The sequence below is a fragment of the Microbispora sp. H13382 genome (assembly GCF_014161445.1).
Lineage (GTDB): Bacteria > Actinomycetota > Actinomycetes > Streptosporangiales > Streptosporangiaceae > Microbispora.
The window spans coordinates 664,927-678,950 of sequence record NZ_JABBXA010000001.1; the positions used below are offsets into that span (position 1 = coordinate 664,927).

At 72.8% G+C, this 14,024-nt stretch carries 13 protein-coding genes; 10 read left to right on the plus strand and 3 right to left on the minus strand.

What is annotated here, in order from left to right:
* Window positions 1-54 precede the first annotated feature (54 nt).
* From HHX41_RS02975 to HHX41_RS03015, 9 genes are all read left to right on the plus strand, one after another.
* Window positions 55-588, plus strand: a complete 534-nt coding sequence (locus HHX41_RS02975; protein WP_182904679.1) for a PadR family transcriptional regulator — start codon at window positions 55-57, stop codon at window positions 586-588.
* Window positions 585-1,370 (plus strand): ABC transporter ATP-binding protein, encoded by a 786-nt coding sequence (locus HHX41_RS02980; protein WP_182904680.1) that lies wholly within the window; start codon window positions 585-587, stop codon window positions 1,368-1,370. Before HHX41_RS02975 ends, HHX41_RS02980 begins: the two co-directional genes overlap by 4 nt.
* 5 nt (window positions 1,371-1,375) lie before the next feature.
* Window positions 1,376-3,166, plus strand: coding sequence for an FtsX-like permease family protein (locus HHX41_RS02985; RefSeq protein WP_182904681.1), 1,791 nt, complete (start codon window positions 1,376-1,378; stop codon window positions 3,164-3,166).
* 46 nt (window positions 3,167-3,212) lie between these two features.
* On the plus strand, window positions 3,213-4,274 hold the full coding sequence (locus HHX41_RS02990; RefSeq protein ID WP_182904682.1) for an aminopeptidase P family protein: 1,062 nt from the start codon (window positions 3,213-3,215) through the stop codon (window positions 4,272-4,274).
* A gap of 25 nt (window positions 4,275-4,299) precedes the next feature.
* Window positions 4,300-4,860: an elongation factor P gene (gene efp / locus HHX41_RS02995; protein ID WP_182904683.1), complete on the plus strand. Its 561-nt coding sequence runs from the start codon at window positions 4,300-4,302 to the stop codon at window positions 4,858-4,860.
* 1 nt (window position 4,861) lies between these two features.
* Complete coding sequence (gene nusB, locus HHX41_RS03000) at window positions 4,862-5,272, plus strand: transcription antitermination factor NusB (RefSeq protein WP_169978498.1); 411 nt, start codon at window positions 4,862-4,864, stop codon at window positions 5,270-5,272.
* A 57-nt stretch (window positions 5,273-5,329) separates the two neighbouring features.
* Window positions 5,330-6,052: a methyltransferase domain-containing protein gene (locus tag HHX41_RS03005; protein ID WP_169978496.1), complete on the plus strand. Its 723-nt coding sequence runs from the start codon at window positions 5,330-5,332 to the stop codon at window positions 6,050-6,052.
* Window positions 6,053-6,094: 42 nt separating this feature from the next.
* A complete protein-coding gene (locus tag HHX41_RS03010) occupies window positions 6,095-7,339 on the plus strand; it encodes a DNA polymerase IV (RefSeq protein ID WP_169978494.1) in 1,245 nt (414 codons plus the stop codon).
* A gap of 147 nt (window positions 7,340-7,486) precedes the next feature.
* Window positions 7,487-7,870: a DUF3040 domain-containing protein gene (locus HHX41_RS03015; RefSeq protein ID WP_169978492.1), complete on the plus strand. Its 384-nt coding sequence runs from the start codon at window positions 7,487-7,489 to the stop codon at window positions 7,868-7,870.
* 207 nt (window positions 7,871-8,077) lie between these two features.
* On the opposite strand, the gene HHX41_RS03020 is transcribed toward HHX41_RS03015, so the two are convergent.
* The 3 genes from HHX41_RS03020 to HHX41_RS03030 form a co-directional block, all read right to left on the minus strand.
* Window positions 8,078-10,537 (minus strand): DUF3488 and transglutaminase-like domain-containing protein, encoded by a 2,460-nt coding sequence (locus HHX41_RS03020; protein WP_182904684.1) that lies wholly within the window; start codon window positions 10,535-10,537, stop codon window positions 8,078-8,080.
* Window positions 10,538-10,572: 35 nt separating this feature from the next.
* The gene (locus HHX41_RS03025) at window positions 10,573-11,829 is read right to left on the minus strand and encodes a DUF58 domain-containing protein (protein WP_169978488.1); all 1,257 of its coding nucleotides are present in this window, start codon (window positions 11,827-11,829) and stop codon (window positions 10,573-10,575) included.
* 62 nt (window positions 11,830-11,891) lie between these two features.
* On the minus strand, window positions 11,892-12,872 hold the full coding sequence (locus HHX41_RS03030) for a MoxR family ATPase (protein ID WP_169978486.1): 981 nt from the start codon (window positions 12,870-12,872) through the stop codon (window positions 11,892-11,894).
* A gap of 530 nt (window positions 12,873-13,402) precedes the next feature.
* Between HHX41_RS03030 and mraZ the strand changes: the two genes are divergently transcribed.
* The gene (gene mraZ, locus HHX41_RS03035; RefSeq protein ID WP_079318531.1) at window positions 13,403-13,834 is read left to right on the plus strand and encodes a division/cell wall cluster transcriptional repressor MraZ; all 432 of its coding nucleotides are present in this window, start codon (window positions 13,403-13,405) and stop codon (window positions 13,832-13,834) included.
* Window positions 13,835-14,024 lie beyond the last annotated feature (190 nt).

Genomic DNA, 14,024 nt, shown 5'->3' on the forward strand with positions numbered 1-14,024 from the left:
TTTGACACTTCCTATAGGTAACGGCTATCTATTGCCTAACCGTTAGGGGGTGACATGCAGGACGCGGTGCTGGCGATGCTCGCCAAGGAGCCCTCGCACGGATACCACCTGCACGCCCGGCTGCGGCGTGTTCTCGGCCCCCTGGGCGAGTCGATGAACCGCGGTCAGATCTACGTGACGCTGGCCCGGCTGGAGCGCGCGGGGCTGGTCGTCTGCGAGCGGGCGGACGGCCTGCCCGAGCGGCCGGAGCGCAAGGTCTATGCGCTGACGCCGGCGGGGCAGCAACGCGTGGCCGCCTGGCTGGCCGAGGTGGGCTGGCCGAAACCGGACCTGGCGGAGTTCCATCTCAAGCTCGCCGCCGCCGCGGCGGCCAGGCTGGCCGACCCGGTGGAGCTGGTGGCGGCGCAGCGCCGGGAGCTGCTGCGCCACCTGCGTGAGGCGCAGCAGGCGGCGCTGGCCGAGCCGGCGGGCTCGGGCGCCGGCCTGCTGCTGGAAGGGGTCGCGCTGCGGTTGCAGGCGGACCTGCGCTGGCTGGACGCCTGTGAGCGCGCCTGGTCCGGGGCCGATGACGAAGTCGAGGGCGGATGAACGTGTCAAGCGCCGTGGTCCGGGCCCGCGGCCTGGTGAGGACGCACGGCCGGGGGCCAGGCCGGGTCCGCGCGGTGGACGAGGTCGACCTGGAGGTGCCTCAGGGACAGACGCTGGCGGTGATGGGCCCCAGCGGCTGCGGCAAATCGACTCTGCTGCACCTCCTGGGTGGCCTGGAGCGGCCCACCGGCGGAGAGGTGTGGATGGACGGGCGGCGCATCGACACGCTGAGCGAGCGGGCTCTGGCGCGCATGCGGCGACGGTCGGTGGGGTTCGTCTTCCAGGCCTTCCATCTGGTGGAGGAGCTGACGGCGGCCGAGAACGTGGAGCTGCCCGCGCTGCTGGCCGGGCGCTCGCGCCGCCAGGCCAGGCGCCGCGCGAGCCTGCTGCTGGAACGGGTCGGGCTCGCCGACCGCGCCCGGCACCTGCCGTCGCGACTGTCGGGCGGGCAGCGTCAGCGGGTCGCCGTCGCCCGCGCGCTGGTCAACGATCCGCTGGTCGTTTTCGCCGACGAGCCGACCGGCAACCTCGACACCGCGGCGACCCTCGACGTGCTGAGGATCTTCGAAGATCTACGGGCCGCCGGGCAGACTCTCGTGATCGTCACGCACGACGAACGGGTCGCGGCCACCGCGGACCGGCTGATCTCGATGCGTGACGGGATGTTCGTCGACGACACCCGGCTGGCCGGCACCGGCACCGGCACCGGCACCGGCACCGGCACCGGCACCGGCACCGGGTGGCTCGGCGGGCTCGGCGGGCTGATCGGGCTGGAGGGCTGAAGGCCGTGGGCTCCGTCGTGCTCGTCGTGCGTCTGGTGCTGGCCGACCTGCGCCGGCACAAGGCCCAGGCCGCGATGCTCCTGCTCGCGGTGACCGTGGCCACCGCCACGATGGCCCTGGGCCTGTCCCTGCGCGGCGTGAGCGACGCGCTGTACGAGCAGACCCGCGCGGCCACCGCCGGGCCGGACGTGGTGGCGCTGTCCGGCGACACCGGGCCCGCCGTGACCGCGGCCCTGGCCTCGCTGGCGGACGCTCCCGAGGTGATCGCCCACCACGGTCCCTATCGCATCGTCTACGCCACCCTCAGCACACGCGATTCCATCTCGTCCCCCGTGGTGGTGCAGGGGTTCGCCGAGACGCCCGGCGCGGTCAACCGGCCGCTGGTGACCTCGGGCCGGTGGGTCCGCTCCGGCGGCACCGTCCTCGAACGCGGCTTCGCCACCGCGCTGGGCGTCGGCGTCGGCGACCACGTCACCATCGCCGGCCGGTCGTACCCCGTCGTCGGAATCGCCGTCACCGCGGCCACCTCCATCTACCCCTGGGCGGCGCAGGTCGGCCCGGGCGGCGGCCCCAGCGACTACAGCGGCCTGGCCTGGATGACCCGAGCGGACGCGCGGACGCTGGCGTCGTCCAAGGACCTCCCGGTGACCTCGGCCCTGGACCTCAAGCTGCGCGACCCCGCCGCCGCCGACGCCTTCCGCCACGCCCATCGTGCCTCCGACATCAGGATCAACTTCCACTCCTGGCAGTTCACCGCCGTACAGGACATGGTCATCCTCGGAGACAGCCAGCCGATCCTGGTCGTCGGCAGCTGGCTGCTCGGCTTCCTGGCCATCACCGGAGTCGCGGCGCTGGCCGCAGGACGCGCCGTCGAGCAGACACGCCGCGCCGGGCTGCTCAAGGCCGTCGGCGCCGCCCCGGGTCTGATCGCCGCCGTCCTTCTCACCGAGTACCTGGCGCTGGCGCTGGCCGGCGACGCGCTGGGGCTGGTGATCGCCCGCCTGACCGTGCCCGCCATCGCCAGCCCCACCGCCAGCCGGATCGGCGACGCGCCCGGGCCCGGCGGCGCCACCGTCGCCACGGCGACCGTCCTCGCCGTGGCGGTGGCGGTGCTGTCCACGCTGCGTCCCACGCTGCGGGCCATGCGCACGGCGACCGTCACGGCGCTGTCCGCCACCGCGCACCAGCCCCGTCACCGGCCCTGGCTCACCGCGTTGTCCGCTCTGCTGCCCACGCCGCTGCTGCTCGGGCTGCGGCTGACCGCCCGCCGGCCGGGCCGCGCCGTGCTGCAGGCGTGCTCCACCGCCACCACGGTGATCGCGCTCGTCGCCCTGCTGACCATCAACGCCCAGCCGGAGAGGGGCTACGGCCTGGACGGCTCCTTCGCCCTGCCCAACCTGCGCGGCGAGCACGACCGCCGGCTGATGCTCGCCGTCACCGTCCTGCTGGTCGCACTCGCCGTCGTGAACACCATCACGTTCACCTGGACCACCGCCATGGAAGCGCGGGCGAACATGGCCGTCGCGCGTACGCTCGGCGCCACCCCCGGACAGATCTCCGCGGGGCTGTCCGCCGCCCAGCTCCTGCCCAGCCTGCCCGGCGCCGTCCTCGGAGTCCCTCTGGGCGTCGGCCTGCTCTCGCTGTTCGCGGCCAGGAACGCGGCGGAAGCACCCTCCGCCTCGCTGCTCGGCGCCGTACTGGCGACTCTCGTGGCGACGGCGGCACTCACCGCCCTGCCCGCACGCCTGGCGGCCCGCCGGCCCGTGGCGCGGATCCTCAGCGCCGAAGCGGCGTGACCGGCCGGCGCATGAGGAGCGCCCGGGCGGGCGTAGAGTCCGGGGCGTGACGCACGCATCTCGCCGCGCGCGGCTGGCCGCGGCACTCCCCGAGCACGACACGGCCGCCGTTCTGGTCAACTGGCCGGTCAACGTCCGTTACCTGACCGGTCTGACCAGCTCCAACGCCGCCGTGCTCGTCACCGCGACGGGCCAGGCCGCGCTCGCCACCGACTCGCGCTACCTGGAGACGGCCGAGGCCGTGTGCGAGGGCGTGGAGGTGATCGAGGGCCGTGACGTCGCGGGGGCCCTGCTCGGTCGCGTGCCGGACACGGCGCGGGTCGCGGTGGAGGCCGACCACATGTCCGTGGGACAGTTCGGGCGGCTCGCCGCCGCGCATCCCGGTCTCACGCCGGTGGAGGGCCTCGTGGAGGCCGTCAGAGCCGTGAAGGACGAGGGGGAGATCGCGGCGCTGCGCCGCGCCTGCGCGATCACCGACGAGGCGTTCTCCCTGGTCGTGGAGCGCATCGCCCCCGGCGTCACCGAGCGGCGGGTCGCCCGGTGGCTGGAGGCCGCCATGGTCGAGCTCGGCGCGGACAAGCCGGCCTTCGACTCCATCGTGGCGAGCGGCCCCAACGGATCGATCCCGCACCACTCGCCCTCCGATCGGCCGATCGAGCGGGGAGACCTGGTGACCATGGACTTCGGCGCCCGCTACGACGGCTACCACGCCGACATGACCCGCACGGTCGCCGTGGGCCCGCCCGCACCGTGGCAGCGCGACCTCTACGACCTCGTACGGCGGGCCCAGCGCGCGGGCCGCCACGCCGTACGGCCGGGGGCGACGGCGGACGAGGTGGACGCCGCGGCGCGCGGGGTCATCGCCGAAGCGGGTCAGGCCGAGCGGTTCGGCCACGGGCTCGGCCACGGAGTCGGGCTGGAGATCCACGAGCTGCCGTTCCTGGGCCCTGGCAGGACCGGTAGACTAGAGGATCGAGTTCCGATCACTGTCGAGCCGGGGGTCTATCTCCCGGGCAGGGGCGGTGTGCGCATCGAGGACACGCTGATCACGCGTGGTGACGGGCCGGAGCTTCTCACACTGACCACCAAGGAGCTGCTCGTCCTGTAGGGCAGCCGCACGCGGGAGACGCTACGTGGCGACGACGAACGACCTGAAGAACGGACTCGTGCTCAAGCTCGACGATGGGCAGCTGTGGGCCGTTGTCGAGTTCCAGCACGTCAAGCCGGGTAAGGGCGGCGCGTTCGTCCGCACCAAGCTCAAGAACGTCCTGTCCGGGAAGGTCGTCGACAAGACCTTCAACGCCGGCGTGAAGGTCGACGTGGCGAACGTCGACAAGCGGGACATGCAGTACTCCTACCTCGACGGCGACGACTTCGTCTTCATGGACACCGAGACCTACGACATGGTCAACATCGCGCGCTCGGTCGTCGGCACCGCCGCCAACTACATGCTGGAGAACACGACGGCGACCGTCGCCTTCAACGAGGGCAACCCGCTGTACGTCGACCTCCCGGCGGCCGTCGAGCTGACGATCTCGCACACCGACCCGGGCCTGCAGGGCGACCGCTCCACCGGCGGCACCAAGCCCGCCACGCTGGAGACCGGCGCGGAGATCAAGGTCCCGCTCTTCATCACCACCGGCGAGAAGGTCAAGGTCGACACTCGCACCGGCGAATACCTCGGTCGGGCCTGACGTGTCGGCTCGGGGGAAGGCCCGCCGCCGCGCGCTGGACATCCTCTTCGAGGCAGAGGCCCGGCAGGTGAGCCCGCTCAGCGTGCTCGCCGAGCGGGTGGAGCGGTCGGACCCTCCGGTCAACGAGTACACCTCCTTCCTCGTCGAGGGCGTGGTCCGGCACCTGGAGCGCATCGACGAGCTCATCTCGACGTACGCCGAAGGCTGGACGCTGGAGCGCATGCCGGCCGTCGACCGCAACGTCCTGCGCGGCGGGACGTACGAGATGCTGTGGTCGGAGGAGGTCCCGGAGGGCGTCGTCATCAGCGAGTGGGTGCACCTGGCCGCGGAGCTGTCGACCGACGAGTCGCCGCAGTTCGTCAACGGCCTGCTGGCCCGCTTCAAGCAGCTCAAGCCCTCGCTTTCGCTCTGAACCCCACCGCCCTCGGCACCGCCCGGCGGACCGACAGCCCCGACAGGGAGGCCGCAAGTGCGTGACGCCACACGCCGCGCCGTCGTCTGGGAGGCGTTGCGCGCGCTCCTGGCCGAGCGGACGGCCGCCACCGGGCGCGACACGCTCGACATCGTGGACGCCGGCGGCGGCACCGGCGGCTTCGCCGTGCCGCTGGCCACGCTCGGGCACGTCGTGACCGTGGTCGACCCGACGCCCGACTCGCTGGCCGCGCTGGAGCGCCGCGCCGCCGAGACGGGAGTCGGCGTGAAGGGCCTGCAGGGCGACGCCGCCGATCTCGGCGACCTGCTCGAACCCGGCAGCGCCGACCTCGTGCTGTGCCACAGCGTGCTGGAGTACGTCGAGGACCCGGCGGGCGCGCTGGGCGCGGTCCGCGGCATCCTGCGGCCGGGCGGCGTGGTGAGCGTGCTGGCCGCCAACTCGGTCGCCGCGGCCGTCCACCGCTCGCTGGCCGGCCACTTCGACGAGGCGCGCCGGGTGCTGTCGGACCCGGCCGGCCGCTGGGGCGACCGCGACCCCACGCCGCGCCGCTTCTCCCGGGAGACGCTGGGGGCGCTGCTGGAGGCGGCCGGGTTCGCCGTCGGCGACGTGCACGGCGTGCGGATCTTCGCCGACCTCGTCCCGGGCATGCTCGCCGAGAGTGACCCCGACGGCCTGGTCGCGCTGGAACGGGCGGCGGCGACCCACCCCGTGCTCCGCGACGTCGCCACCCAGATCCACGTCATCGCGTACCGCGAGTAGAAACCATGTTCGGGTAGCGCGGTGCTCGGGTAGGGTGACCTCATGTCCCGGAACCAGCTGCTGCCTCGGGATCCCACGCCTCCGCCGGACGGGCCGGTCGACGACAGCGGCTGCCCGATCCTGCACGTGGACATGGACGCCTTCTACGCCAGCGTCGAGCTGCTCGACCGGCCGGAGCTGCGGGGCGCCCCGGTCATCGTCGGCGCCACGGGCGCGCGCGGCGTCGTGCTCAGCGCCACCTACGAGGCGCGCCGGTTCGGGGTCCACTCGGCGATGCCGATGACCCGGGCCCGGCGCATCTGCCCGCAGGCCACGGTCATCCCGCCCCGCCACGCCAAGTACGCCGAGGTGTCCCGGGGCGTCATGGAGATCTTCCAGTCGATCACCCCCGAGGTGGAGCCGATCGCCTCCGACGAGGCGTTCCTCGACGTCGGCGGGGCCCGCCGCAGGCTGGGCAGCCCCGCGGCCATCGCCCGGATGATCCGCGCCCAGGTCGCCGAGCGGTACGGCATCACCTGCTCGGTGGGGGTGGCGAGCACGAAGTTCGTGGCCAAGCTCGCCTCGCGCCAGTGCAAGCCCGACGGCCTGCTCGTGGTCCCGGCCGGCAGGGTCGTGGAGTTCCTGCACCCGCTGCCCGTGGCCGCCCTGTGGGGGGTGGGGGAGCGCACCGAGCAGGCACTCGTACGGCTCGGCATCCGCACCGTGGGGGACCTGGCCCAGGTGCCGGTGGCGACGCTCCAGCGTGAGTTCGGCGCCGTCGGCGCGCACCTGGCGGCCCTGGCGTGGGGACGCGACGAGCGACGGGTGGTGCCGCACGCGCCCGACAAGAGCATCGGCAACGAGGAGACGTTCCCGCACGACGTCGACGACCCTGAAACGATCAGGCGCGAGCTGCTGCGGCTGTCGGAACGGGTCGCCGCGCGGCTGCGGGCCGGCGGGCACGTCGGCCGCACGGTCAGCGTGAAACTCCGCCGATCCGACTTCACGACCATCACCAGGTCGCGTACGCTGCGCGAGGCGACCGACGTCGCGAAGGAGATTTTCGACACATCATGCGAGCTCTACGAGGCTGCGGGGCTGGAGCGGGTACGGCTGCGCCTGGTCGGCGTACGCGTGGAGAATCTGGTCCCGGCCGCCGCGGCGACCCGCCAGATAAGCCTGGGAGAGCGGGAGACCGGCTGGCGGGAGGCCGAACAGGCCATGGACCGGGCGGCCCGCAGGTTCGGTCCGGACGCGGTGAAGCCGGCGTCGCTTGTTCGCCGTCCATTTGGTCCAATAGGTCTATGACGTCACCTCCGGTTTGGACCGCGTTGGACGTTTTCTTTCGCCTACGTCTGAGGCCTCGTATTCTGGGGATAACCGACCGCGAGGTTCGGACACCCCGTGTCGTCCGTTGCCGTCTTCCCCTGAATGGGGCCGTCCTTGGGAGGCGCCGTGCCGCTGTCTGAGCACGAGCAGCGCTTGCTCGACCAGATCGAGCAGGCCCTCTATGCCGAGGACCCGAAGTGGGCGAACACCGTACGGATCAGCAATCCGCGCAGCCACTACAAGCGCCGCCTGGTGAAGGCCTCCATAGGCTTCGCACTCGGCGTGGTCCTGCTGATGGTCGGCGTCGTCGCGGCCCAGATCTGGCTCGGTGCCGCCGGCTTCGTGGTCATGCTGGCCACCTGTCTGTGGGGCCTGTCGAGCTGGAAACGCATGAGCGGGTTCGGTGACTCCCCGCCGTCCCGCGACCGCGAGCGCGGCCGCCGCCCCCAGCGGCAGAGCTTCATGGAGCGCATGGAAGAGCGCTGGCGCCGCCGCCACGACGAGCACTGATCCCCATCTGAGCCACCGCCGGTGGGCCCGCGAAGCGGGCCCACCGAGTCGTCTGCGGCGAGCGATCCTCTCCCTGTGCGGCCGCCCGTCACCCGGACGCGGCCACGCGCCGCAATGCCGGACCGGCCGGGTAACAGGTCAGCCGGGGTACCCAGATCGGCCGGGGTGCCGGATGGGCCGGTTAACAGAACAGCGGGGGGTAACAGGTCAGCGGCGGGCGCCGGTCAGAGTCCGGTCCTGTCCGGAGCCGGCGGGGCGCTCGGGCGTCGTGGCGGTCCCGTGTCCCGGCGACGTCCCCCCGGTCCGCCGCAGCTCCATCCGCCGCAGACCCGTCCGCCAGAGCCGGGGCCGTAGTCCCTCCAGCCGGTCGAACACGTCGAGCACGCCTTCGCCGGCCGCCCGCAGCCGCAGCAGGACGGACATCGGGACCAGCGCGGCGCCCAGCCGCCGCCACCGTGAGGTCTTCGACGCCAGATCGCGCCTGATGCGGCGCAGGTCCGCGGGAACGGGGCCCGACGCCGAGGGCGCGGGGGCGTACCTGAGCCGTTCCTCCGACGTGACGACGCGGGCGAGCGACTCGGCGGCCTGCGGCCCGGGGGCGTACCGCTCGGCGATACGGCGGCCGAGCGCGCGCGGCGTCTCGCTCGGCTCCCCGGCCATGCCGAGGTCGGTGAGGATGTCGCGCAGCTCCGCCCAGGCGGCGTGGCCTCCCGCGGCCGACCGCGTCAGCCGGCGCAGACGCCGGCGGCGCACCAGGAGCCGCGCGGCCGCGGGCAGCAACAGCAGGGCGAGCACGGCGGCGGCGCCGATGCCGAACTTGACCGCCGCGGGCGTACCCGGGTCGGCCGCGATGGCCGTGCCGTCGAGGTCGCGGTCGAGCTGGCGCGGGTTGGGCCGGGCCGGCCCCGCGCTCTGGCCGGTGTCCTCGTCGCCCGACGACGGCCCCTCGGACGCGCCCGAGGTGGGCTCGGCCGTCGGCGTGACGGGCAGCGAGTACGACGGCACCTGGGCCGTGCCCTGTCCGCCCGCACCGGCGGGGGTGGGCTCGAACCGCAGCCAGCCGATGCCGTCGAAGAACAGCTCGGGCCAGGCGTGCGCGTCATGGGTGCGGACCGTCCACGCGTCACCGATCTTGGTGCCGCCCGTGTAGCCGATCGACACCCGTGCCGGGATGCCGAGCAGACGCGCCATCACGGCCATCGCCCCGGCGAACTGCTCGCAGTAGCCCCTGCGGTCGCGCAGCAGGAAGCGGGACAGCGCCTGCGCGCCCGACCCGGACGCGCGCAGGTCGTAGGTGAACCGGCCGTTGCGGGTGAACCACTCCTGGAGCTCGACCGCGCTCTCGTACGGCGTGGCGGCGTCGGCGGCGACCCGGCGCGCGAGCGCCTCCACCCGGGGGTCGAGCCCGTCGGGCAGCTGCAGGTAGCGCTCGCTGTCGGGCAGCGTCACCGCCGTGCGCAGCTCGGTCGTGGTGGGCTCGGGCTCCTCGGTCACCACCCGATACTCCAGCCCGGCCGCCTCGTCCTCGGTGGAGAAGACCATCAGCGAGGACCGGTCGGCGCGCCAGTCGCCGTCGGCGTCCACCTGCCGGGCCGGATACGGCAGCGGCAGGAAGTTGAGCTCGTCGATGTCCTCGCTCATCGTGACCCGCATCTCGGCCCGCTTCAGCGACACCCCGGGACGCAGGCCGGGAGCGGGCGGCAGCGGCCCCTCCGACACGCGGTCCTCCGGGCGCCCGCGCAGCGGGGCCAGCGTCCACTTCGTCCCGTCGAAGATGTCGAGGGAGTAGATCCTCAGGTAACGCGGCACGTCGTCGCTGCTGGTGTAGGTGAGCACGGTGCCGTTGCTCTGCTGCCTGAGCTGGCCGCCGAGCTTGGCGATGGCGTCGGGGATGCCGATGTTGCCGCCGCCCCCGCCGAGGCCGTTGCCCACGCCGAAGCCGAACAGCGGGTCGGGGGAGAGCGCCGGCAGCACCGCGGGTACCAGGATCGCCAGCGCGATCGCCGTGACGCCGATGCGCTTGCCCGACAGGGCGAGCCGCTCGGTGTCGGGGGCGGCGCCGCGCGCCGAGCCGCCGGAACGGCGCACCACCACGGCGCGGCCCCAGCGGCTCAGGCGCTCCCGCCCGTCGGTAACGAGCAGGCCGATGTAACCGAAGGCCGCGACGACGAACGCGGGCCACCCGATCGGCTCGGTCATCACCGCGGCGGGCACGGTGAACAGGGCGAGCAGCGGCAGTCCGGCCAGCGCCGCCCGGCGCAGCCGTACCGCGAAGACGTCCACGAGGAGGGCGATCAGTGCCACGCCCGCCGCGGTGAGCAGCGTGATGCCGGGCTGGTCCGGCACCGGGGCGGCGAACCGCTGGATGTCGTCGAACCCGGAGCCGAGCAGCTCGGCGAGCCGGACGACCGAGTCCCTGGTGGGGACGGCCCGCAGCCACGCCTCCTCCGGCGTGAAGACGGCCGTCAGGTACAGCAGGACCGCGACGGGCGTCACCGCCGGCGCCACCCATGGACGGGCGCCCAGGCGGGAGGCCGCCGCCCCGGCCAGCGTGGTGACGAGGACCGCCCCCACACAGGACCAGAACCAGGACCCGCCCTCGAAGAGGGGGTAGAGCGTGACCGTGACGGCCGCCGTGGCCAGCCCCGCCGCAACCGGCAGTTTCATTGCTTCTTACCTTCCGTCCCGCCGGACCGGCCGGTTCAGGCCGCGCTCCGCTTGCTGCCGGCCTCCGGCCACACGCCGGCGAGCGATGCGCCGGCGGGCAGGTCGAGCACCCGCCACCCGCCGCCGGTCAGCACCGACCGCGCGGTCCGCGCGTTCTCGGCGGCGACGCCGTCCCAGGAGGCCCCGTTCCCGGAGGCGCGGTCCCAGGACGCGAGGTCGAGCAGGACCGCGACGGCGGTCACGCCCGAGTGCCTGAGCTGGGCGAGGGTCCGGGCCTCCTCCGGGTCGAGCGCGCCGAGGACCGCGATGATCAGACCCTCCCCGCCGCCCTGGCGCAGCGCGCCGACGCCGTGCTCCAGCGACCGCGCCGTGCTCTGCCGGACGACGGCGAGCGTGTCGAGCAGGGACCACGACTGGCCGCTGTCCACCACGTGCCGCGCGCCCTGGTCGGTGACCAGGCGCAGGGCGAGTCCCTCGGCGGACAGGTGCACGCCGATGGACGCGGCGGCCGAGACCGCCACCTCGAACGACGAGCGCGGCCCCTCGCCCCGGTGCGCGTGCCTGCGGGTGTCGAGCAGCAGCGCGCCCCGGCTCTGCCACTCCTGCTCCTCGCGCCTGACCATCAGCTCGCCGCGCCGCGCGGTCGAGCGCCAGTGGACCCGGCGCAGGTCGTCGCCCTGGCGATACTCGCGCGGCGCCACGTCGTCGTCGCCCGCCGCCGCGACCGACCGCGTACGGCTGTCGCCGCCGCCGCTGTACTCGCCCGCCAGACGCACCGGTGGCAGCGGCACCACTTCGGGGGTGACCACGAGCGTGTCGGTGACGGTGAACGAGCGGGTCAGCTCGACCAGCCCGAACGGGTCGGCGATCCGCACGGACAGCGGTCCGATGGGGAACCGCCCGCGCAGGTCCGAGCCCACCTTGTAATCGATCTCCCGGACGCCGCGCGGCTCCATCCGGTCGAGGACGAACCTCGGCCGGGTGCCCAGCGCGTACTGCAGGGTGTCCTCCACCAGGAGCAGCCCGGTGGGCAGCCGGGTGACGTTCTCCAGGCGCAGCGTGACCGTGCTCTCCTCGCCGGTCTGCACCCGCGCCGGGCTGAGCCGCCGGGCGGAGGCCAGCCGGTATCGCGTACGCGCCACGACCATCGAGGCGAGCAGCGGCATCGCGATGATCAGCACGGCCACGCGGAGCAGGTCCTGCTCCCCGAGCACGAGGGCGCACAGCAGGGCCGCCACGCCGGATGCGAGGAACGACCGTCCCCGCGGAGTCAGAGCCTTCAGCCCGGTCATGGGCCCTCCGTCAGTTGCTCACTGTCACTGCGCCGGGCGCGCGCCCGGCTCACTTGCGTCCGCTACTTGGCGTCGGGGACGGGAACGCGCCGCACCAGTTCGCCGACGATCTGCTCCGCGTGGCGGCGCTGACCCTGCGCCTCCAGGCTCGGCAGCAGGCGGTGCGCCAGCACGGGGACGGCCAGGTCCTGCAGGTCGTCGGGGATCACGTAGTCGCGGCCGGCCAGCGCGGCGTGGGCCCGCGCGCCCCGCACCAGGTGGAGGGTGGCCCGTGGGGAGGCGCCCAGCCGCAGCTCGGGGGAGTGCCTGGTCGCCGCCACGAGGTCGACCGCGTAACGCTTGACCGGCTGGGAGACGTAGACCGCGCGGACGGCCCGGATCAGCGCGGCCACCTCGGCCGTGGTCGCGACCGGTTCCATCTTGTCCAGCGGCTGGGAGGCGCCGTGCACGTCGAGCATCTCCAGCTCGGCGGCCGTCTCCGGGTACCCCATGGCGATCTTGGCGGTGAAGCGGTCGCGCTGCGCCTCGGGGAGGGGATAGGTGCCCTCCATCTCGATCGGGTTCTGCGTCGCGATGACCATGAAAGGCGACTCCAGCGCGTACGTCGCGCCGTCGACCGTGACCTGGTGCTCCTCCATGCACTCGAGGAGGGCGGACTGCGTCTTGGGGGAGGCGCGGTTGATCTCGTCGCCCACGACGATGTTGGCGAAGATCGGCCCGGGCTTGAACTCGAACTCCCGCGTCTGCTGGTTGTACGCGCTGACCCCGGTGATGTCGCTCGGCAGCAGATCGGGGGTGAACTGCACGCGCTTGACCGGGCAGTCGATCGAACGCGCCAGGGCCTTGGCGAGCATCGTCTTGCCCACGCCGGGCACGTCCTCGATCAGCAGGTGGCCCTCCGCCAGGAGCACGGTGAGAGTAAGGCGGACGACGTCGCTCTTGCCCTCGATCACTGATTCGATCGTGTTGCGGATCCGGTGGGCGGTGTCGACCAGATCCTCGAGCCGGGCTGCCGCATCGGTGACGTCGGGAGTTACTGCCACCAGGCCTCCATGAGGGTGCGTCCCCGAGAATGGGGCGTTAAACGTTCCTTTTCCATTCTGTGCACTGACCCTATGTCCCCTGTGCTTCTAGGGCGACTTTGTCCGGAAATCCGGGTGAACTGCCCACAGTGTTGTGGCCTCTCTTCACGGTCGCGTTCCACGCTCGTCCGAATCCCGTGACATCCAGCGACATCCAGCGACATCCAGCGACATCCAGCGACATCCCGCGACACGCGAACCCCGGGCCGCCACCCGCGCGCTCCACTTCCCTCCACCGGCCCCCGGCCCGGCGCCGCGAACCCCGTGCGCGCCGGGGTTTCCGGCGGTGCCGACACGCCCGCGCGCGGGCCGGGGGGCGCCGCCGCGCCCCACTCCGACCCACCCCATTTCACCTGCGAAAACGCCGCGCATTTTGAATGCGGACACGCTCAGAATCAGTTGACGGTGGGGAGAAGTGGAGTATGGTGGTGCGCAGTGGAGGGCAGGGGCTATAGCGCTGAGCGCTCCACAAGGCACAGGAGGTGGGTCCGGTGTTCCTCGGCACCCACCACCCGCGCCTCGACGACAAAGGACGGCTGTTCCTGCCGGCGAAGTATCGCGAGGAGCTGGCGGAGGGTCTGGTGATCACCAAAGGCCAGGAGCGCTGCCTCTACGTCTTCCCCGTAGAGGAGTTCCAGCGCATCACCGAGGCCCTGCGTACCGCTCCGGTTACGGCGAAGGCGGTCCGCGACTACAGCCGTGTCTTCTTCGCCAGTGCGTCCGACGAGGTGCCGGACAAGCAGGGGCGCATCACGATTCCCCAGACGCTGCGGCGCTACGCCGGGCTGGAACGTGACTGCGTCGTGATCGGCGCCAACACGCGACTGGAGATTTGGGACGCCCAGGCATGGGACACCTACCTGGAAGCCCAGGAGCAGGCCTTCTCCGACCTGTCGGAGGAGGTGTTGCCCGGGATTCTGTAGACCGGTCCTTATCTTTTCGATCGATCGACCCGTCGGTGACGTTCGGCGAGGTCTCCACCCGCTCCCATGTGGCAGCTGATGCACCTTCCCCGGTGTCAGACGCCATGGCCGGCGACGCGGATGGGGACCTGGCCGGACGGGTCGGTTCCCAGGGAACCGGCATGGGTGGGGGTCCGTTGGGTAGTCACCG